At 53.5% G+C, this 20,594-nt stretch carries 16 protein-coding genes; 14 read left to right on the top strand and 2 right to left on the bottom strand.

The window, feature by feature from the left end:
* The first annotated feature begins 16 nt into the window (after positions 1–16).
* The 12 genes from guaB (at position 17) to purH (ending at position 14,329) form a co-directional block, all read left to right on the top strand.
* Positions 17–1,522, top strand: coding sequence for an IMP dehydrogenase (gene guaB, locus Q0L26_RS05170; protein ID WP_296648340.1), 1,506 nt, complete (start codon positions 17–19; stop codon positions 1,520–1,522).
* 23 nt (positions 1,523–1,545) lie between these two features.
* The gene (locus Q0L26_RS05175; RefSeq protein WP_296648342.1) at positions 1,546–2,664 is read left to right on the top strand and encodes a GuaB3 family IMP dehydrogenase-related protein; all 1,119 of its coding nucleotides are present in this window, start codon (positions 1,546–1,548) and stop codon (positions 2,662–2,664) included.
* A gap of 8 nt (positions 2,665–2,672) precedes the next feature.
* Positions 2,673–3,395 carry an SURF1 family cytochrome oxidase biogenesis protein gene (locus tag Q0L26_RS05180; protein WP_296648345.1) on the top strand — a complete coding sequence of 241 codons (723 nt, stop codon included), beginning with the start codon at positions 2,673–2,675 and terminating at the stop codon, positions 3,393–3,395.
* A 4-nt stretch (positions 3,396–3,399) separates the two neighbouring features.
* Entirely contained in the window at positions 3,400–3,837 is a 438-nt protein-coding gene (locus Q0L26_RS05185) for a DUF3817 domain-containing protein (protein ID WP_296648346.1), read from the top strand.
* Entirely contained in the window at positions 3,838–5,409 is a 1,572-nt protein-coding gene (guaA, locus tag Q0L26_RS05190) for a glutamine-hydrolyzing GMP synthase (RefSeq protein WP_296648349.1), read from the top strand. It abuts the gene before it with no gap.
* 8 nt (positions 5,410–5,417) lie between these two features.
* A complete protein-coding gene (locus tag Q0L26_RS05195; protein ID WP_296648351.1) occupies positions 5,418–6,305 on the top strand; it encodes a glycerophosphodiester phosphodiesterase family protein in 888 nt (295 codons plus the stop codon).
* A gap of 12 nt (positions 6,306–6,317) precedes the next feature.
* The gene (locus Q0L26_RS05200; RefSeq protein WP_296648354.1) at positions 6,318–8,627 is read left to right on the top strand and encodes a UvrD-helicase domain-containing protein; all 2,310 of its coding nucleotides are present in this window, start codon (positions 6,318–6,320) and stop codon (positions 8,625–8,627) included.
* A 79-nt stretch (positions 8,628–8,706) separates the two neighbouring features.
* Entirely contained in the window at positions 8,707–9,864 is a 1,158-nt protein-coding gene (gene sucC / locus Q0L26_RS05205) for an ADP-forming succinate--CoA ligase subunit beta (protein WP_296648356.1), read from the top strand.
* 21 nt (positions 9,865–9,885) lie between these two features.
* On the top strand, positions 9,886–10,773 hold the full coding sequence (sucD, locus tag Q0L26_RS05210; protein WP_296648359.1) for a succinate--CoA ligase subunit alpha: 888 nt from the start codon (positions 9,886–9,888) through the stop codon (positions 10,771–10,773).
* A 27-nt stretch (positions 10,774–10,800) separates the two neighbouring features.
* On the top strand, positions 10,801–12,066 hold the full coding sequence (locus Q0L26_RS05215) for a DUF6350 family protein (protein ID WP_296648360.1): 1,266 nt from the start codon (positions 10,801–10,803) through the stop codon (positions 12,064–12,066).
* A gap of 4 nt (positions 12,067–12,070) precedes the next feature.
* Positions 12,071–12,661 (top strand): phosphoribosylglycinamide formyltransferase, encoded by a 591-nt coding sequence (gene purN / locus Q0L26_RS05220; RefSeq protein ID WP_296648363.1) that lies wholly within the window; start codon positions 12,071–12,073, stop codon positions 12,659–12,661.
* A 15-nt stretch (positions 12,662–12,676) separates the two neighbouring features.
* Positions 12,677–14,329 (top strand): bifunctional phosphoribosylaminoimidazolecarboxamide formyltransferase/IMP cyclohydrolase, encoded by a 1,653-nt coding sequence (gene purH, locus Q0L26_RS05225; RefSeq protein ID WP_296648366.1) that lies wholly within the window; start codon positions 12,677–12,679, stop codon positions 14,327–14,329.
* Between the two features lie 62 nt (positions 14,330–14,391).
* Here purH and Q0L26_RS05230 read toward each other — a convergent pair whose 3' ends face one another.
* Complete coding sequence (locus Q0L26_RS05230; RefSeq protein ID WP_296648368.1) at positions 14,392–15,849, bottom strand: alpha-amylase family protein; 1,458 nt, start codon at positions 15,847–15,849, stop codon at positions 14,392–14,394.
* A gap of 81 nt (positions 15,850–15,930) precedes the next feature.
* Between Q0L26_RS05230 and Q0L26_RS05235 the strand changes: the two genes are divergently transcribed.
* Together Q0L26_RS05235 and Q0L26_RS05240 are read left to right on the top strand one after the other, a co-directional pair.
* On the top strand, positions 15,931–17,148 hold the full coding sequence (locus tag Q0L26_RS05235) for an NADP-dependent isocitrate dehydrogenase (RefSeq protein WP_296648371.1): 1,218 nt from the start codon (positions 15,931–15,933) through the stop codon (positions 17,146–17,148).
* Positions 17,149–17,227: 79 nt separating this feature from the next.
* Positions 17,228–19,723: a glycine-rich protein gene (locus tag Q0L26_RS05240; protein WP_296648373.1), complete on the top strand. Its 2,496-nt coding sequence runs from the start codon at positions 17,228–17,230 to the stop codon at positions 19,721–19,723.
* On the opposite strand, the gene purU is transcribed toward Q0L26_RS05240, so the two are convergent.
* A complete protein-coding gene (gene purU, locus Q0L26_RS05245) occupies positions 19,720–20,577 on the bottom strand; it encodes a formyltetrahydrofolate deformylase (protein ID WP_296648375.1) in 858 nt (285 codons plus the stop codon). The genes Q0L26_RS05240 and purU overlap by 4 nt on opposite strands.
* Between the last annotated feature and the right edge of the window lie 17 nt (positions 20,578–20,594).

Raw genomic sequence — 20,594 nt, forward strand, 5'->3', positions numbered from 1 at the left:
TGGGTAGAATTGAAAAATGACTTCTCATGACCCTTTTGGCTTTGTTGGCCTAACCTACGATGACGTCCTACTACTTCCAGGTGAGTCAGACATCGTTCCATCAGGTGTGAACACCAAGACTCGCATCACCAAGCGCATCGAAATCAACGTGCCTTTGCTTTCATCAGCCATGGATACCGTGACTGAGGCAAGACTTGCCATCGCAATGGCTCGACAGGGTGGAATCGGTGTCTTGCACCGCAACCTTTCACTCGAGCGTCAGGCCAGCGAAGTTGATCTGGTTAAGCGTTCAGAAGCCGGCATGATTACTCACCCGGTAACCACCAACCCACTTGCAACCATTGAAGAAGTCGATGAGCTTTGTGGCCGCTACCGCGTTTCAGGTCTGCCAGTAATCGACGAGAACGGCATCCTGGTTGGCATTGTCACCAACCGTGACATGCGATTTGTGCTTGACGTGCAGCGCACCACAACTTTGGTCAAAGATGTAATGACCCCAACTCCGCTAATCACCGCACCATATGGAATCAACCCAGATGACGCGATTGGTATTTTTGCTCAGCACCGCATCGAAAAATTGCCTTTGGTTGACCCTGACGGCAAACTTCGCGGATTGATCACCGTAAAAGACTTCGACAAATCAGAGAAGTACCCACTGGCCTCAAAAGATGCAAACGGTCGCCTTCTAGTTGCAGCGGCAGTTGGCGTTGGTCAAGACGCTTGGGAGCGCTCAATGGCTTTGGTTGAGGCCGGCGTAGACCTACTAATCGTCGACACCGCTCACGGTCACAACCGTGCCGTGCTCGAGATGATCGCCAAGCTAAAGGCCGAACCATTCGCTAAGAATGTTGACATCATGGGCGGAAACGTCGCTACTCGCGAGGGTGCTCAGGCTCTGGTTGACGCCGGCGCCGACGCAGTCAAGGTTGGCGTTGGTCCAGGCTCAATTTGCACCACTCGTGTTGTTGCCGGTGTTGGTGTACCTCAGGTCACCGCCGTCTACCAAGCTTCACTCGCGGCTCGTCCTGCCGGTGTGCCAGTTATCGCCGATGGTGGTCTGCAGTACTCAGGCGACATTCCTAAGGCCCTGGTAGCTGGAGCTAACGCGGTAATGATTGGTTCGCTTCTTGCCGGCACAGATGAAGCTCCTGGCGACATCACCTTCGTTGGCGGCAAGCAGTACAAGACCTACCGTGGCATGGGTTCATTGGGTGCCATGCAGTCTCGCGGCCAGGCAAAGTCTTATTCAAAAGACCGCTACTTCCAAGATGACGTGCTTCGCGAAGACAAGCTTGTTCCAGAAGGCATCGAGGGTCGCGTGGCATACCGCGGTTCAGTTGCATCTGTAGTTCACCAGCTAATCGGTGGCCTTCGTGCCTCGATGGGTTACGTGGGTGCCGAAAACATTCCTCAGCTTCAGGAGAAGGGCAAGTTCGTTCGCATCACAGCTGCCGGACTAAAAGAATCTCACCCGCACGACATTCAGATGACTGTCGAAGCTCCAAACTACGGAACCCGCTAAACGCGGATTAGGAAACAGAACTTATGAGTGAAATCGAAATCGGTCGCGGCAAGCGCGGCAATCGTGCCTGGGCATTCGACGACATCGCTATCGTGCCATCACGACGCACCCGCGACCCTCGCGATGTTTCAACCGCCTGGAAGATCGATGCTTATGAGTTCGACCTGCCTGTGTTGGGTGCGCCAATGGACTCAGTCGTCTCACCTGATACCGCAATTGCCATCGGCAAGCTCGGTGGTCTCGGTGTTTTAGATCTTGAAGGTCTCTGGACTCGCTACGAAGACCCAACCCAGCAGCTAAACGAGGTTGCCAAGCTTTCTCCTGAATCTGCTACCAAGCGCATGCAAGAGATTTATGCAGAGCCAATCAAGGCTGAACTGATTCGCGATCGAATCGCTCAGATTCGTGCAGCTGGTGTGACCGTTGCCGGTGCACTAACCCCGCAGCGTGCCGCCGAGTTCAGCGACACCGTCATCAAGGCGGGTCTCGACATGTTCGTTATCCGTGGCACAACCGTTTCGGCTGAGCACGTTTCACGAAACTCAGAACCGCTGAACCTAAAAGAATTCATTTACAAGCTCGAGGTGCCGGTAATCGTCGGTGGCGCAGCAACCTACACCTCAGCTCTCCACCTGATGCGCACCGGTGCTGCTGGTGTTCTAGTTGGCTTCGGTGGTGGCGCAGCTTCAACCACTCGCCGCGTTTTGGGCATACACGCTCCGATGGCAACCGCAGTTGCTGATGTGGCTGGCGCTCGTCGTGACTACATGGATGAATCTGGCGGTCGCTATGTTCACGTAATCGCCGATGGCGGTCTTGGTACTGCCGGTGACATCGTGAAAGCCATCGCTGTTGGTGCCGATGCAGTGATGCTCGGTTCAGTTCTTGCTCGTGCCGAAGAGGCACCTGGTCAAGGCTGGCACTGGGGTCAAGAGGCTTTCAACCAAGAGTTGCCGCGCGGCAACAAGGTTGAGGTCGGAACCTCTGGCACACTCGAGCAGATTTTGGTTGGCCCGTCTTCAAAGGCTGACGGAACCACCAACCTAATGGGTTCACTTCGCCGTTCGATGGCAACCACCGGTTACTCAGATGTCAAAGAGTTCCAGCGCGTTGACGTCGTGGTTGCCCCATATCACGTTTAGGCAAAAGCATGCCAGCAAAGGCGCCAACCTTCTTCTCTGTCGCAAGGCAGCCGAAGTGGATTGGCGCTTTGTTGCTTTCGCTCATGGTGGCAGCAGTTTTCGCAGCACTGGGTCAATGGCAGCTTGATCGAAGTTTTACTAAAAACACTCCGGGTCAGACCCAAGAGCTTCCGGTTGAAACTGTGAACCTAATGCTCGACACTGAACATGTTTTTATCGTCGAAAACCGATTGCAGTCGAATGAACTCGGGTTCTGGCTAATCTCAGGCGCCCACGACGAAGCCGGCAAATCGCTCACGGTCGCGCTCGGCTGGGGAGAAAACCTTGCTGAACTGGTTGCTGACCGAGAGGCGCTCATGCAATCAGTGCAGGCCCAGGCATTCATGCCTCACAAGGGAATTTGGGTGCCAACCGAGGCACCGCAACCGACGAATATCGAGCAGCCATATTTGCTCAAGTCAGTATCGTTGGCCCAACTGATCAATCTTTATGACTTAGACGCCGGCACCGAGTTGTACCCAGATGTTTTTGTGCTCGCCCAAGAGTTTCAGACTAAAAGCGGAAAGCTAGAACAAATTAAAGTCTCCTATGAAAAAGGGGCTGCAAGTATCAATTGGCTGAGCGCTTTCTATTTTCTGGAGTGGTGCCTCTTCGCCGGTTTTGCGGTCTTCCTTTGGTGGCGCTTGGTCAAAGATGAGCAAATTCGCCTTCAACTCGAAACGGTAAACTAGAGGCATGACTTTGGCCCCTCTTCCCGAGCAAATTCCAACCATCCGTGGTGTTTTGAAGTATTTCAAAGTGACTTCTTATATCACCGGTGTGTTCTTGATTTTGATCATGGTTATGTGGGCAATTCGCTTGAGCATTCATGCCGACCTGTGGCTTGCGGGCCCTGATGGTTTTCTTGCATTGGCCTTTTATTCAGAGGGCGCTGACGGCGTCAAAGTAGGCCTACCGACCAATGGCTTTAGCCTCACCTCGGTCTCGCTAATTGTTCATGGATGGCTCTATGTTGCCTACCTGTTTGGCGATTTCAGACTCTGGACTCTGCTGCGCTGGAGTTTCACCAGATTCCTGATTATTGCGCTTGGTGGAATCGTTCCATTTCTTTCATTCTTTACCGAAAAATACTTCGCCAAGGTTGCCGAAGCCGATCTGAAAAAGGTTGTCTAAATGACCCAATCAACAAATTCACGTCCGGTTCTAGTCGTCGACTTCGGTGCACAGTACGCCCAGTTGATTGCTCGTCGCGTTCGCGAGGCTTCGGTCTACTCAGAGATCGTTCACCACAATGTGACCGCTGTTGAAGTAGCTGCCAAAAACCCGCTTGCCATCATCCTTTCTGGTGGTCCATCATCGGTTTACGAAGCTGGTTCTCCAAAGCTTGACCCAGCCATCCTTGAATTGGGTGTACCGATTCTGGGTATTTGCTACGGTTTTCAGACTCTGGCCAATGCTCTTGGTGGCACAGTCGAACCAACCGGCATTCGCGAATACGGTGCAACTGAACTCTCGGTTATCTCAGGCGGAGAAATTCTTGAGGGTCAGCCGGCCGAGCAAATCTGTTGGATGAGCCACGGCGACCAGGTAACCAAGGCCCCTGCCGGCTTTGAGGTATTGGCTTCAACCGCAATTACTCCTGTGGCTGCCTTCGCTAACCACGAGAAGAAGATTTATGGCGTTCAGTGGCACCCAGAGGTGAAGCACTCGCAGTTTGGTCAAGACGTTCTAGTGAACTTCTTGCACAATGCCGCTGGTATTCCGGCTGACTGGAATTCTGGCAACGTAATTGCCGAGCAGGTGGAGAAGATTCGTGCGCAGGTGGGCGATGCCCGCGTTATCTGTGGCCTTTCTGGCGGCGTTGACTCTGCCGTTGCAGCCGCGCTGGTTCACAAGGCTGTCGGCGACCAATTGGTTTGCGTGTTCGTGAACCACGGTCTACTGCGTCAAGACGAGGCCGAGCAGGTTGAGCGTGACTATGTTGCAGCAACCGGAATTCGCCTGGTTACCGTGAACGTTGAAGAGAAATTCTTGAACGCGCTAGCCGGGGTTAGCGACCCTGAGACCAAGCGAAAGATTATCGGCCGCGAGTTCATCCGCACCTTCGAAGAGGCTCAGGCAGCACTTTACGAAGAGTCGAAAGCCGACAACCGACCAATCAAGTTCTTGGTTCAGGGCACTCTTTATCCTGACGTTGTTGAATCTGGTGGCGGCGCTACCGCAGGCATTAAGAGCCACCACAACGTTGGCGGTTTGCCAGACGACATTGAGTTCGAGCTGGTTGAACCACTTCGTACTCTCTTCAAGGATGAAGTTCGCGCCATCGGTGCCGAACTAGGTTTGCCAGCCGAGATTGTTCAGCGTCAGCCTTTCCCAGGCCCAGGCCTAGGTATTCGCATCGTTGGCGAAATCACCAAGGATCGCCTAGACCTTCTGCGCAAAGCCGATGCGATTGTTCGCGCCGAGCTAACTGCTGCCGGACTAGATTCTGAGATCTGGCAGTGCCCAGTTGTGCTGCTTGCCGATGTTCGCTCGGTTGGTGTTCAGGGCGATGGCCGCACCTACGGTCACCCAATTGTGCTTCGCCCAGTTTCTTCTGAAGACGCAATGACCGCAGACTGGACCCGCGTTCCTTACGAAGTTCTTGCGAAAATCTCGAACCGAATCACCAACGAGGTTGACGGCGTAAACCGAGTGGTTCTCGACGTCACATCAAAGCCACCTGGCACCATCGAGTGGGAATAACAAAACCGGTGCTCGTTTTTGGGCACCGCGGAGCCTGCGGTTATCGACCAGAAAATACCCTCGAGTCTTTCGAGCTGGCGTTTATTCAGGGTGCCGATGCAATCGAGTGCGACGTTGTTCCAACCAAAGACGGTCATTTGATCGTTCGTCATGACTCGTGGCTTTCTGACACCACCGACATTGCCGAACACCCTGAGTTTGCCGATCGCAAGCGCGAGGGTTTAGTTGGTTGGCAAATGACCCGCCAAGACTGGTTTGTTGAAGACTTCACGCTCGCTGAAATCAAGACACTTCGTGCTACCGAAAGGCTGGCTGATTTGCGCCCAGGTAGCGCAAAGTTTGATGGCCAATTCGAGATTCCATCCTTGGATGAATTTCTCGCCGCATCGTTCAACGATGGAAAACACCTAATCATCGAGATCAAACACGGATCTCACTTTGCGTTGCTTGGATTCCCGGTAGCCGCGATCCTTGCTCGAATCTTGGGTGAAAGCAATTGGCGTGAGCGTGGCATAACGCTAACCATCGAGTCGTTTGACGCCGCGGTGCTATCGCAGGCTAAGCGCCTCTGCGGAGACATTGCGAAATATGTATTTTTAGTCGAGAGCTGGGGCATGCCCAGCGACCGCACCGACTTGGGGGTCGCAGCCTGGCTCGACGAAATTGCGAGCAAGTTTGACGGTGTCGGCATCGAGGCCAAGCAACTTTTTGATGATGGCTCACTGGTGAGCAAAATGCATGACCGCGGGCTCTTGGTTTATGCCTGGACTGCCAAGGTTGAAGAGGCAGTTGCCAGCATTGAAGAGTATTACGTTGGGTTCATTAATCTGGGCACGGATGGAATCTTTGCCGACCAGCCCGACCTGCTTGCCGAACTTGTCGCAGGGCTGTCCTAAACTTGCGTAGTTATGTCTGAGTTAGATCTTTTTTCAAACGCCTTTGGCGCAAGCGAACGCCTTGTAGAAGGCTTGAATCCGCAACAAAAAGCTGCCGTTGAGTACCGCGGCCCAGCTTTGCTTATCGTTGCCGGAGCAGGTTCAGGCAAAACCCGAGTGCTTACCCACCGAATCGCCCACCTGTTGGCAAACCGAGAGGCCTGGCCTTCTCAGATTCTTGCCATCACCTTTACCAACAAAGCAGCTGCTGAAATGCGCGAACGAGTCAAAGATTTGCTGGGCGAAGCCGCTGATGGAATGTGGCTGAAGACCTTTCACTCAGCCTGTGTGCTCATTTTGCGTCGTGAGGCAGAGCGCCTAGGGCATGACTCAAATTTCACAATTTATGACTCGGGCGATAGCCGAGCAATTCTCAAGCGCCTGATCAAAGACACTGCAGCCGACATCCATAAGTTGACTCCAGCCGGTGTGGCAGCAGCAATTTCTAATGCCAAAAATGAGCTTGCAGATGCTGAATCATTCGCGCGCAACACTGATCAAAATGATCCAGTGGCTCGTGCGATTTCAGAAATTTTCACTCGTTACCAGGCAGAACTTCGAAAGAACAACGCCTTCGACTTTGATGACCTAATCGGCGAGACCGTTCACCTGTTCCGCGCTTTTCCTGATGTTTTGGCTCGCTATCAAGACAAGTTCAAGCACATCCTGGTCGATGAGTATCAAGACACCAACCACGCTCAATACGCACTCATCAAAGAGCTAGCCGCTAAAGCGTCGCTAACAGTGGTGGGTGATTCAGACCAGTCGATTTATGCCTTCCGTGGTGCTGATATTCGAAACATCACCGAGTTTGAAAAAGACTTTGGCGGCGCAAAGGCCATCTTGCTCGAACAGAATTACCGTTCAACCCAAAACATTCTTTCTGCGGCTAACGCTGTCATCTCGAACAACTTTGACCGACCGGCTAAAAACCTCTGGACCGCCTCGGGCGATGGCGAGAAAATCGTCGGCTACACCGGTTATTCGGCACATGATGAAGCGCAGTTTATTGCTGATGAAATCAACAAACTTCACAGCGATGGCATCAACTATCGCGATATTGCCGTGATGTATCGCACCAACTCACAAACCCGTGCCCTTGAAGATATCTTCATTCGTTCAGCCTTGCCATACCGAGTCGTCGGCGGAACAAAGTTTTATGAGCGCCAAGAAATCAAGGATGCAATGGCCTACCTCGTGGCCATCAGCAACATCAAAGATGACCTGGCTACCAGAAGAATCCTGAATGTTCCAAAGCGCGGCATTGGCGATGCCAGCGAAACCGCCTTGGCGACCTTCGCGGCTAAAAACGGACTATCAGTGCGTGAAGTTTTGGCTCACGTGAGTGAGCTTGGTTTTGGGCCAAAGATCACTGGCGCGATCAATCAATTGGCTGATCTTTTGAATGAGCTTCAGGCCATGGTTGAGGCCGAATCAGTCGACAGTATCATGCGCGAAATGCTGAACCGATCGGGTTACCTCGAGTCTTTGCGCTCAAGCCGTGATCCTCAAGACGAAGCTCGAGTCGAGAACCTTGAAGAACTTGTCTCGGTTGCCCGAGAATTCCAGCGCAATAATCCAGAGGGTCGATTGCCCGACTTCTTGAACGAAGTTGCACTGGTTGCAGCTGCTGATGATCTTGACGATGAATCAGGAACCATCTCTTTGATGACTCTTCACACCGCTAAGGGCTTGGAGTATGAAGCGGTATTCCTCACCGGAATTGAAGAGGGTCTGCTGCCACACCGAATGTCATTCATTACTCCGGGCGGTATGGCCGAGGAACGAAGGCTGTTCTATGTGGGCATCACTCGAGCACGCAAGAAATTGCACATTAGCCTGGCCATGACCCGAACCACGTTTGGTGAGTCTGAAGCTTCGACTCCGAGTCGCTACCTGCAAGAAATACCAGATGCACTGATTGATTGGCGCGAATCTGGAGCGGGGTCATCTCGTTCACTCAACTCAAGCCGCTACCGACCTTCAATTGCAGATGGTGCCGGCTATGGTTCTCGCGATTCGTCAGAGTCTTCTGGCGGTTATGGCGGCACGCCATCGGCCAAGCCGAAGACAGAGTGGAAGGGCGCAATTAGCTCGGTCCGAAACAACGAAGGCTTGCAATTAGCCGTTGGCGACCTGATTAACCACTCCGATTTTGGCAAGGGCAAAGTAATTGCAACTGCCGGTGAAGGCAATCGCCAGACCGCTGAAATTCACTTTGGCAGCATCGGCGTAAAGCGCCTGCTGGTCAAGGTTGCTCCGATCGAAAAACTAGAAAGCTAAAGCGGCACAGCCGAATTTGTGGGCCCAGAAAAGGTCTAAACTGAGAGGGTTGCCCACAACAATCTGAACGGAAATCACAGTGGATTTATTCGAGTATCAGGCACGCGACATGTTCGAGGCCTACGGCGTTCCAGTTCTGCAGGGTCTTACCGCAGACACTCCTGAAGAGGTCGAGGCAGCTGCTGCCAAGATTGGCGGCGTAGTAGTCGTCAAGGCTCAGGTTAAGGCCGGTGGCCGCGGCAAAGCCGGTGGCGTCAAGGTGGCAAAGTCACCTGAAGAAGCAAAAGAGCTTTCAAAGAACATCTTTGGTCTAGACATCAAGGGCCACGTAGTAAAGCGCGTGATGGTGGCCCAAGGCGCCTCAATCGCCCAGGAATTCTATTTCTCAGTTCTTCTTGATCGATCAAACCGCACCTTCCTATCGCTTTGCAGCGTTGAGGGCGGCATGGAGATTGAGCAGCTAGCCGAAGAGCGTCCTGAAGCACTAGCTAAAGTTCCTGTTGACGCTACCAAGGGCATCGACCTCGCAAAGGCACTCGACATCGCCAAGCAGGGTGGCTTCGATGACGAACTAGCTGCCAAGGTTGCTCCAGTGTTCGTGAAGCTTTACGAAGTCTTCGTAAAAGAAGACACCACTTTGGTTGAGGTAAACCCTCTAGTTCTAACCACCGATGGCCAGATCATCGCTCTTGATGGCAAGGTGTCGCTAGACGACAACGCCGAGTTCCGCCACGAGCGCGAATCAATGGAGCGAGACGAACTTGACCCGCTTGAGGCCAAGGCTAAGGCTATGGACCTCAACTACGTCAAGCTCGACGGCGAAGTTGGAATCATTGGTAACGGTGCTGGTTTGGTTATGTCGACCCTTGACGTAGTTGCCTATGCGGGTGAGCGTCACGGTGGCGTAAAGCCAGCAAACTTCCTTGACATTGGTGGTGGCGCTTCAGCAGAGGTCATGGCTGCTGGCCTAGACGTTATTTTGAACGACCCTCAGGTAAAGAGCGTTTTCGTGAACGTCTTCGGTGGCATCACTGCTTGTGACGCTGTTGCAAACGGCATCGTCGGCGCACTAAAGACTCTCGGCGACAAAGCAACCAAGCCGCTAGTTGTTCGCCTTGACGGCAACAACGTTCTTGAGGGCCGCTACATCCTTGAACAAGCATCACACCCGCTTGTGACCGTTGTCGACACCATGGATGAAGCTGCCGACAAGGCCGCAGAATTCGCAAACCGCTAAGCGCGAGAAGGAAATAAAGAAATGGCTATTTTTCTAGACGAGAACTCGCGAATCATTGTTCAGGGCATGACTGGCTCTGAGGGCATGAAGCACACCCGCCGCATGCTGCTTGGCGGTTCAAACATCGTCGGTGGTGTGAACCCGCGCAAGGCTGGCGAAACCGTTGACGTTGAAGGCAAGCAGTTGCCAGTCTTTGGCTCTGTTGCCGAAGCTATGTCGGCTACCGGCGCTAACGTCACCGTGATCTTTGTTCCACCTGCCTTCGCTAAGGCTGCCATGATCGAGGCTATTGACGCTGAGATTCCATTGGCAGTTGCTATCACCGAAGGCATTCCAGTTCACGACTCTGCTGAGGCCTGGGCCTACAACGTTGACAAGGGTCTAAAGACCCGCCTCATCGGCCCTAACTGCCCGGGCATCATCAGCCCAGGAAAATCAAACGCCGGAATCACCCCGTCTGACATCACCGGCGCCGGCCCAATCGGTCTAGTTTCGAAGTCAGGAACCCTGACTTACCAGATGATGTTTGAACTTCGTGACATCGGCATGTCAACCGCAATCGGTATCGGCGGAGACCCAGTAATTGGCACCACCCACATCGATGCGCTGGCTGCTTTTGAGGCAGACCCAGAGACCAAGGCAATCGTTCTAATTGGTGAAATCGGTGGCGACTCTGAAGAGAAGGCCGCTGCTTACATCAAGGCAAACGTGACCAAGCCGGTTGTTGCCTATGTTGCTGGTTTTACCGCTCCAGAAGGCAAGACCATGGGTCACGCGGGTGCTATCGTTTCAGGTTCTGCAGGTACAGCACAGGCTAAGAAAGAAGCTTTCGAAGCTGCTGGCGTAAAGGTAGGCAAGACCCCTAGCGAGACCGCAGCGCTAATGCGTGAGGTTTACGCGAGTCTCTAAACGAGGCTCGTGGGGGAGCCCAGTTAAGTGAATCGTCGTCTTACGTTTTTGATGGCGGCCCTCGAGGCCACCATCATTGCCGCCATTGGCGTCTTCATTTCGCTGGCTCCGCTAACTATCGTTTGGTTATTTGAGAACGATCCGAGCATCACCTGGCTGGTTCCATATCGTGCGGCTACCGACATTTGGTTGCTTGCCCAAGGTGCGCACCTAAGCGTTCCGGCGGCGACGGTTCTGAGTTTCGAATCTCCGGCTTTTAGTATCGGAATTTTGCCACTTGGCCTAAGCGTCATAATCGCCGCTATGGCATTCAGGTTGGGTCGTCGCCTTACCGCAGCAGGCCAATTGTGGCCTGGCTGGTCGGCAGCTGTAATTGCCTACGGGTTGATGTCGCTGCTTATCACTACTTCTTCGTATGACGTTGCAATTTTTCCGGTGGCCTGGGAGGGCACGTTCTTTCCGCCTGCCTTCTTTACGTTATTCATGGTTCTTGGTTCGGTAGTCGGCCGATTGGAATATTCCGGCGATGGGCCTCTGGTTGAGCCAGCTGAACGCTTGTGGATTCGACAGTATGCGGCTTATCGCTTTGATCGTTTCAATTGGGCTGTGCGTGCGCTTTTCTCCCCGGCGCTAAGAGCAGGAACAGGCGTCACAGCAATAATGCTTGCCGCTTCTTCGATCTTGATTGCCTTGCTGATCGGTTTCAACTGGGTTCAGTTCACCCGACTTTATGAGGGGCTTCACGTAAGTTTTCTTGGCGGGGTAATCATCACTCTCGGCCAGCTGGCGTTCTTGCCAAACGTAGTTATCTTCGGTGCAAGTTGGCTCACCGGAGTTGGCTTTTCAGTCGGCACAGGCTCAACCATCAGCCCACTCGGAACTGTTGTCGGCCCGCTTCCGGCGCTCCCAATCACCGCAGCTCTGCCGGTGGGAGCGAATGACTTTGGCATGGTGGCCATTCTGGTCCCATTAGTTGCCGCCTTCGTTGCCACCATCTTGGTTCGCAAACATGCTGCCGAGATTCGATTTGAATTCGCATCTCCTTTGTCGGCGGCTATCTCGCTAGGCATTTCGGTTGGCCTGGTTGCAGCACTAGAAATGGGCATTCTCGCAGCACTTGCTTCGGGCTCGGTTGGCCCTGGTCGCCTGGTGACCGTGGGTATAAATCCATGGATGCTTGCGCTGGTAACTTTCATTGAAGTTGCATTGGTTTCAACGCTTGCAGCCTTTTATAGCGCTCGGCCAGATGCTCCGGATCACCCTCTGTTGAGCCGAAAGCACAAGGTAAACTAGAGCAATGCTCTCAGTCGTCGTGCTTATCTCAGGTTCTGGTTCAAATCTTTTAGCCCTGCTCGAAGCCGCCGACAACCCACTTTACGGAGCACGAGTTTTGGCTGTGGGTTCTGATAACCCAGCTGATGGTCTAGCCCACGCAGAACGTTTTGGCATTCCAACTTTTGTGGTTTCACCTCAGGCATTTGACTCTCGCGAGGCTTGGGCAGACATGTTGCTTGCCAACATCAACCACTTCAAGCCAGACCTTGTTGTCTTGGCCGGCTTCATGCGAATTCTGCCAAGCAATTTTGTGCAGGCGATGTCGCCGAACCTGATTAACACTCACCCATCGCTCTTGCCAGCTTTCCCAGGTGCCCACGCTGTTCGCGATGCACTTGAGGCCGGCGTAAAAACCACCGGTGTGACTATCCATGTGGTTGATGAGGGTGTTGACACCGGGCCTCACATTGCGCAGCGCGAGGTCGAGGTGCAGACCGACGACAATGAACATGATTTGCACGAGCGAATCAAATCTGTTGAGCGCGAACTTTTGGTTGCAACCGTCAAAGACATTGCAGCAAAAAACATTCACCTAGCTTCACTAACCAATTAACTGGAGGGCACTGCCTTGGCCGCACACAACGACCACAAACCAGCCGATTACCGTCACCGCGACCGCGTAGCAATTAAGCGCGCATTGCTTTCGGTTTCTGACAAAACTGGTCTTCTTGAACTTGCTACCTCGCTAGCCGAGGCCGGCGTAGACATCGTTTCTACTGGCGGTACCTTTGCTGCCCTTTCTGCAGCAGGAATTCCGGTTACCGAGGTTTCACAAATCACTGGTTTCCCAGAGTCGCTTGACGGTCGCGTAAAAACCTTGCACCCAAGCATCCACGGTGGTTTGTTGGCTGACATGCGATTGATCGCTCACGAATCGCAGCTAAACGAACTTGGTATCGAGGCGTTCCAGCTTGTGGTCGTGAACCTTTACCCATTCGTTCAGACCGTTCAGTCTGGTGCAAAGGGTGACGCAGTTGTCGAGCAGATCGACATCGGTGGCCCAGCAATGGTTCGTGCCTCGGCAAAGAACCACGCGAACGTTGCAATTGTTGTTGACCCAGCAAAATACTCGGATGTAATCGCAGCAGTTGCTCAGGGTGGAACCACCCTCGCTCAGCGTCGCGAATTGGCTTTGGCTGCGTTCTCACACACTGCAAAGTACGACGCTGCTGTTGCTGCTTGGTTTGCTGCCGAGCTTGAAGGCGACTGGAAGCGCGCTGCTGGTCAGAGCGCACAGGTAGAGAACGCAAACCCTGGCTTCGAGACCTCATTCAAGGTTGAGGCCCAACTTGAAAACGTGCTTCGTTATGGCGAAAACTCTCACCAGGCAGCCGCAATCTATCGCACCACCGGTGAAGGTTCGGTCGCGGGCATCGCTCAGGCACGCCAATTTGGTGGCAAAGAGATGTCTTATAACAACTACGTTGACGCCGATGCCGCTTTGCGCGCAGCCTACGACTTCAACGAGCCAGCTGTTGCAATCATCAAGCACGCTAACCCTTGTGGCATCGCAGTTGGCGACCCTAACAGCGCAGATGTGATTGCCGACGCACACGCCAAAGCTCACATGTGTGACTCGGTTTCAGCCTTCGGTGGCGTCATAGCGTCAAACCGCGTTGTAACCGTGACCATGGCCAAGCAGGTTGCCGGAATCTTCACCGAGGTAATCATTGCCCCGGGTTACGAAATCGAGGCGCTTGCGATTCTGCTCGAAAAGAAGAACCTTCGTGTTCTCGAGCTGCCGGCAAACTACTCACGCGAAGAGCTCGAGTTCCGTCAAATCTCTGGCGGCATCTTGGTTCAGCAGCCCGATGAGTTCTCTAAGTTCTCATCTCAAGGATGGAAGCTAGTAACCGGCAAGAAGGCCGACGCAGCGACCATGGCCGACCTAGAGTTCGCGTGGCGCGCCTGCCGCGCCGTGAAGTCAAACGGAATTTTGCTTGCTCGTGACGGTGCCTCGGTTGGTGTTGGCATGGGTCAGGTCAACCGTGTTGACTCTTGCAAGCTGGCTGTAGAGCGCGCATCTTCTCGCTCACGCGGCGCAGTTGCTGCTTCTGACGCGTTCTTCCCTTTCGCAGATGGCCTCCAAATTCTCTTGGATGCTGGCGTGCGCGCAGTAGTTCAGCCGGGCGGGTCAGTTCGTGATGAAGAGGTAATTGCTGCGGCTGAGGCTGCCGGAGTCACCATGTACTTCACTGGCGAACGCCACTTCTTCCACTAAAAGACCTTTAGTTAAGTTTGAAGCCCCGCAGTTGACCTGCGGGGCTTCAAACATTTCAGTTTCTACTTTTTAGAGCCTTTGTGAATCGCAAACATTGTTCCGGCTGGTGCCTGGTAACTAATGGTTCCATCCCCGGCTACCTCAATTTCAAGGCCAGCACACTTGCCATCTTTTAGGGCGTTAGGCCCGCCCGAGAATACGTCGCAGTAGGTGCCAGCGGCCATTGAAGTCTTGAGCGGCTTGTCGGCATATGGCTTCTTCGAGAGGTTCACGAATATATAGCCGCGGTCTCCGCGACCCCAACCAACAATTCCCGAACCCTTCTTGGTGTCAGTCATCGGTGCGTCGCCAACGACATCGCGAAATTGAATCATGGCAGCTGTTGAAGCCCAGCGGTGCTGGCAGATCCAATCGCCATCGGCATATTTTTCAATTGCTGCAGACGGCGAATCTACGCACTGAACATCTAGAACCCGACCCGATTCGTCGGTGTTTGGTCCGTCATCAAAACTGGTGAAGGCATAACCCGAATACAACATGGCCTTGCCATAAGGGTCGGCCAGCATCATGGCAGTGCCGATTTCAAATTTCTTCGCGTTCTTCTTCCAGCTCAACGAAGACCCGTTGCGTTCGGTGTCATGGTTCGAGATAAATGAAATTCCTGAAGCACTTGGCACATAACCTTCAACGCGAGTCTCTGAAACCAGGCTGCTCATTACCCCGCTGCCAACCATGTTGCTGTAATCGTGAGTGATGCCGAATTCAAAAACATCTCCCCAGCTGGTGTAGTACTCAGGTTTCGTCGGTTCATTTGCTCCGCCTCGGATAACCTCCTGAAGAATCCAGGTGTCCTTAGGCAGTTGCCCAATAATCGCCTTTAGGTCGCCGCTGTAGATGTGCTTGGCAGCGTCAAATCTGAACCCGATGACTCCCATATCTAGCAGCTCTTGCAGGTAGGCAACGATGGTTTTTTGTACCTTAGGGCTCGCGGTATCGAGATCGGCTAGGCCAACCAGCTCACAATTGGTCACTTGCTCAAGGTCGCTGTAATCCTGAATTTGGCCATCCGAGGTGTTGTCGCAGTGATGAAAATCGCTGCTGGTATAAATGCCCGGATACTCATACTTCGTGAATTCACTGCCAGCCCAACCGGTGCCACTGTCACGGCCGGTCATGTGGTTCACCAATGCGTCGGCGACAATTCCAACCCCGGCTTCCTTGCAGGTGTCGATCATGTTTTGGTACTCAGCCTTGGTGCCGAGTCGAGATTCAAGCTTGTAGCTGGCCGCCTGATAGTGAATCCACCACTCGCTGCCCGTCACGTGTTCTTGAGGGGGAGAGGTCTCAACCCAATCGATACCGGCTGGCCCGAGATAATCGGTGCACTCCTTGGCAATCGAATTCCAATTCCACATGAAAAGTTGCACGCCCACTTCACCTTGGTGAGGGGCTCTTGGTGCTGCAGGAGCGCAGCCGGTGAGGGCCAGAACGGCCACAAGCATGAGGGCTAGTCGTTTCATGCGGTTCAGCCTAGCCCAAACCGATAGGCTAGAAGAAGACTGGCTCGCTGGTCACAAAACTTCGAAAAACAGGAGCGCCACATGGCAAAAATCAAGGTAGTAGGCAAGGTTGTCGAGCTCGATGGCGACGAGATGACCCGCATTATCTGGCAGAACATCAAAGACTCTCTGATCCTTCCATTCCTGGATGTAGACCTTGAGTACTACGACCTTTCGGTCGAGAACCGCGATGCTACTGACGACCAGGTAACCATCGACGCAGCACACGCAATCAAGCAGCACGGTGTTGGCGTTAAGTGCGCAACCATCACCCCAGATGAAGCGCGCGTTGAAGAGTTCAAGCTAAAGAAGATGTGGAAGTCCCCTAACGGAACTATCCGCAACATTCTTGATGGTGTTGTATTCCGCGAGCCAATCATCATCTCAAACGTTCCTCGTTTGGTTCCAGGCTGGACCAAGCCGATTATCATTGGTCGTCACGCTCACGGTGACCAGTACAAGGCAACTGACTTCAAGGTTCCAGGAGCTGGCCGCGTTACTATCACTTGGACTCCAGCTGATGGCGGAGAAGTTGTAACCCAGACCATCGCTGACTATCCAGAGCACGGTGGTGTTGCAATGGGTATGTACAACTACATGGACTCAATCCGTGACTTTGCTCGTGCGTCTTTCAACTACGGTTTGTCACGCAACTACCCGGTTTACCTTTCAACTAAGAACACCATCTTGAAGGCCTACGACGGTGCTTTCAAGGATGCCTTCCAAGAAGTCTTCGACGCTGAGTATGCAGACCGATTCAAGGCTGCCGGCATCACCTATGAACACCGCCTAATCGACGACATGGTTGCCGCTGCACTTAAGTGGGAGGGTGGCTACGTTTGGGCTTGTAAGAACTATGACGGCGACGTTCAGTCAGACACCGTTGCCCAGGGCTTTGGTTCACTAGGTCTAATGACTTCAGTTCTAACCACTCCAGATGGCAAAACCACTCTTGCTGAGGCAGCTCACGGTACCGTGACTCGTCACTACCGCGAGTGGCAGGCAGGCAAGTCAACTTCGACTAACCCAATCGCTTCGATTTTTGCTTGGACTCGTGCGCTTATTGCTCGTGCAGAGATTGACGGTACTCCAGAAGTTCGCACCTTTGCTGAGACTCTTGAAGATGTAATCGTCAAGACTGTTGAATCAGGCAAGATGACCAAAGACCTAGCTGCTCTTGTTGGCAAGGGTCAGGCATTCCAGAGCACCGATGAGTTCATGGCATCAATTGCTGAGAACCTTCAGGCGCGCCTGGGCTAGTAACTGTGTAAAACCGGCTGCAATTTAGGGCTGTGGATAACTCCGGCAGGGAAACCTGCCGGAGTTTTACATTTCTGGAATGAAAACCACAGTTCAGCAGCGTTGGGCCAAACTAATCGCCAGCAGCGCCATCCTTGCCGCAGTTTTTAATGGGCTAGCTATCGAGCCCGTCGGGGCCGTGTCAATCACCCCAGCTCCGGTGTGCGTTGGTTCGTCTTGCACGGTAACTTTTGATTACACCGGTGATTACTTTTCCTGGTCGCCACCGGTCGGAGCCAAAAACCTGACTTTCGATCTTGCTGGCGCACAGGGCGCAAGTGCGGCAGCCTTCGGTGGCCGCGTGACCGGTGCACTGGCAAACATCCCTAGCACTCTGTACATCTATGTTGGCGGTGCAGGCCTTCGGGGGAGCGGCGCGCTCGGCGGATTCAACGGTGGCGGAAACGCCGGTACCGGTGGTGCCGATGCGGGTTCTGGAGGGGGCGCTACCGACATCAGATCTTCGATTGCGCTTGCAGACCGAATTGCTGTCGCCGGAGGTGGAGGTGGCCAAGCCGGTGTCACCGGCGGTGTTGGTGGAGCAGCCGGTGGGGTTACCGGTTCAAGCGGAGTCGGTGGTCAGGGTGGAGCCGGAACAGGTGGTTCGGCAACCGCCGGAGGATCGGCCGGATTCGCCGGTGTTGGTGCAACTGCCGCAACCGTTGGTTCATCAGGCAAAGGCGGCAACGGCGGCTCAAGTGCCTACTCTGGTGGAGGCGGCGGCGGTGGCGGCTACTTCGGCGGCGGTGGCGGTGGCGGAGATGCCGACAATTGCTGCTCTAACGGTGGTGGTGGAGGGGGTGGCTCATCCTGGGTCAATGCCACCCTGGTTTCTGGCTCTACCAACACTGCCGCCTATCGCACCGGCGCGGGTCGAGCCATGCTCAGCTACCAGATGCCACCTTCGGTGGTCTCATTCCAAGCCGCATCGCAGGTTTCGAACGCAGCATCGGTCACATTCAATTTGCAGTTCAGCGAATCTGTTTCGGGCCTATCGAGTGCAGATTTCACAATTGCAGGCTCAGCAACCGCTTGTCAGCTAGCAGTATCAGGCAGCGGCACAACTTATGCGGTGGCAGTCTCGGGTTGCAGTTCGGGAACCCTCGCGCTCGCGCTGTTGGCAAACTCAGTTCAGGGAGTCTTGGCCGGACCAGCCGTTGCAGTAACTGCCGATTCGATCACTCTCGACTACGCGAATCCCACAGCAACAATTGCCTCGCCGGGCTCACCAAATAATTCAAGTCTTCAGAATTTCGTTGTCACTTTTTCTGAGCCGGTCACAGGCTTGGCTAGCAGCGACTTTGAAGTTCTCGGCGCTGGTTGTCAGCTAGCTTCGGTGAGTGGTTCTCAGGCTAGTTACAACATCCAAGTTTCTAATTGCACGGATGCAGCCCAGTTGCACCTGAATCTTGCCCCGAACTCTGTGAACGATGTAGCTGGCAATCTTGGCCCGGCTGAATTGGTGTCTAGTTCAGCAGTACTAATTGACTTGCTGGCACCAAATGCAACAGTCACTGTTCCTAGTTCGCCGTCGAATCATGCTGCCGTGACGGTCGAAATTCAATTTAGTGAGCAAATAGTTGGGCTAGCCGAATCTGACCTACAGATTGTGGGTGCCGGTTGCCTAATTGACGCGCTGGTTGCCGAGGGCAATCTGGTTTTTGTCACAGTCTCAAATTGCACTGATTCACTTCAAGTAAATTTATTGGCTGGGTCGGTGACAGATGTCGCTCAAAATTCCGGGCCTGTTGTTGCGGTGCATTCTGCCACCGTAATTTTTGATCTTGCGGCGCCAACAGCAACCTGGTCGAGTGCGCAGACTGAGACCCAAAGTATTGCAAGCTTCGAGCTGCGTTTCAGTGAGGCCATTACCGGTTTAGCCGATGACGACTTTGTTTCTGTGGGCACATCACTCGGATGTCGACTAACCCTCAGTGAGGTTTCTGCAGGAACCAATTACCTTGTTGAAGTGATTGATTGCCAGGTAGGGCAGATAAGCCTTGCCCTTAGATCAGGAGCTGTGTTCGACGCCGTTCTGAACGCCGGCCCAACGAGTGAGACTATTTCGCCAGTGATCACAAAGTTGGCTATTCCGGTTGTGATCGAGCCAACTCCAGAACCAACCGTTGAACCAAGCGTTGAACCAACCGTTGAACCGAGCCCAACACCGGTTCCTGAGCCAGAACCGACCTCATCGCCGGCCCCAGAACCTTCATCATCGCCGATGCCAATCAGCGAGCAAGCTGAATCAGAGTCAAGGCCCTTTTCAACCAACTCAAATCAAGAATCAGGTTCTGAAGCAGTGGTGCTTGTGCCCGAGGGTTCGGGTAATGATTCGAATGGCCCAGATACTGAAATAGAGGCGGGGCTTGCACCAAGTGATTCACCAACCTTTAGTTGGCCAACTCTTGATCAGGTTCAAACCTGGCTGCTTTCGGCAGTGGCCGCAGCGCTCGCCGGAATCGCAGCTGTCGTGATTGCGAAGTTGCTATCGATAGTTCGACGTCGCCGAATTGTGAGGTTGTTTGGTGTTTAGCTGAAGATGATGGTGCGGTCGCCATCAAGCAACACGCGACGTTCAGCAAACCAGCGAACGGCCTGGGTCAAGGTCTTTGACTCGACATCTTGGCCAATTGAGACCAAGCGCTTCTTTGAGTCTGAGTGCTCAACGCGAACTACATTTTGCTCAATGATCGGGCCTTCGTCAAGGTCGGCTGTCACAAAGTGTGCGGTGGCACCAATCAACTTCACACCGCGAGCGTGAGCCTGGGCATAAGGGTTAGCGCCCTTAAACCCTGGCAAGAATGAGTGGTGAATGTTGATAATTCTGCCTTCAAACTCCGCACAGAATTCAGGTGAAAGCACCTGCATGTAGCGAGCCAAAACAATCAGCTCGATACCAGCCGATTTGATGAAGTCACGAAGCATCGCCTCGAATGCACGCTTGTCGCCATCCGAGGTAATTGGGTGAGTTTCGAACGGAATGCCGTAAAACTCGGCCATCTCAGCGAGTTCGGCGTGGTTTCCGAATACTGCTGGCAGCTCAATTGGCAACTGGCCGTTGCGCTGGCGAAAGAGGATGTCATTCAAGCAGTGAGCGCTCTTTGAGACCAAAACCAAGGTCTTCATTTTGCGGCCAACTTCTTCAAGTTCCCAGATCATTCCGTAGCGCTCGGCTACCGGAGCAATTTGGTTTTCAAAGTGTTCGCGCGGCACTGCCGACTCAATCTGCAAGCGCATGAAGAAGCGCCCGGTGTCATCTGAGGTGAACTGCGAAGATTCGGTGATGTTTCCGTTAGCCGCGACGATGGCACCTGAAATGGCGTGAACGATTCCGGGCTTATCTTCGCAAACGAGGGTTAAAACCCAGTGTGTGGTCGCAGCAGTCATAAAAAGTAGTTTAACCG

This window comes from Rhodoluna sp. (assembly GCF_024641065.1).
Classification (GTDB): Bacteria; Actinomycetota; Actinomycetes; order Actinomycetales; family Microbacteriaceae; genus Rhodoluna.

What these genes read in the sequence shown, in the direction of transcription:
- Q0L26_RS05235 (WP_296648371.1), top strand. Translation starts at nt 15,931, where the DNA reads ATGGCAAAAATCAAGGTAGTAGGCAAGGTTGTCGAGCTCGATGGCGAC.
- sucD (WP_296648359.1), top strand. Translation starts at nt 9,886, where the DNA reads ATGGCTATTTTTCTAGACGAGAACTCGCGAATCATTGTTCAGGGCATG.
- purN (WP_296648363.1), top strand. Translation starts at nt 12,071, where the DNA reads ATGCTCTCAGTCGTCGTGCTTATCTCAGGTTCTGGTTCAAATCTTTTA.
- Q0L26_RS05175 (WP_296648342.1), top strand. Translation starts at nt 1,546, where the DNA reads ATGAGTGAAATCGAAATCGGTCGCGGCAAGCGCGGCAATCGTGCCTGG.
- Q0L26_RS05200 (WP_296648354.1), top strand. Translation starts at nt 6,318, where the DNA reads ATGTCTGAGTTAGATCTTTTTTCAAACGCCTTTGGCGCAAGCGAACGC.
- Q0L26_RS05180 (WP_296648345.1), top strand. Translation starts at nt 2,673, where the DNA reads ATGCCAGCAAAGGCGCCAACCTTCTTCTCTGTCGCAAGGCAGCCGAAG.
- Q0L26_RS05230 (WP_296648368.1), bottom strand. Translation starts at nt 15,849, where the DNA reads ATGAAACGACTAGCCCTCATGCTTGTGGCCGTTCTGGCCCTCACCGGC.
- Q0L26_RS05185 (WP_296648346.1), top strand. Translation starts at nt 3,400, where the DNA reads ATGACTTTGGCCCCTCTTCCCGAGCAAATTCCAACCATCCGTGGTGTT.
- Q0L26_RS05240 (WP_296648373.1), top strand. Translation starts at nt 17,228, where the DNA reads ATGAAAACCACAGTTCAGCAGCGTTGGGCCAAACTAATCGCCAGCAGC.
- purU (WP_296648375.1), bottom strand. Translation starts at nt 20,577, where the DNA reads ATGACTGCTGCGACCACACACTGGGTTTTAACCCTCGTTTGCGAAGAT.
- guaB (WP_296648340.1), top strand. Translation starts at nt 17, where the DNA reads ATGACTTCTCATGACCCTTTTGGCTTTGTTGGCCTAACCTACGATGAC.
- guaA (WP_296648349.1), top strand. Translation starts at nt 3,838, where the DNA reads ATGACCCAATCAACAAATTCACGTCCGGTTCTAGTCGTCGACTTCGGT.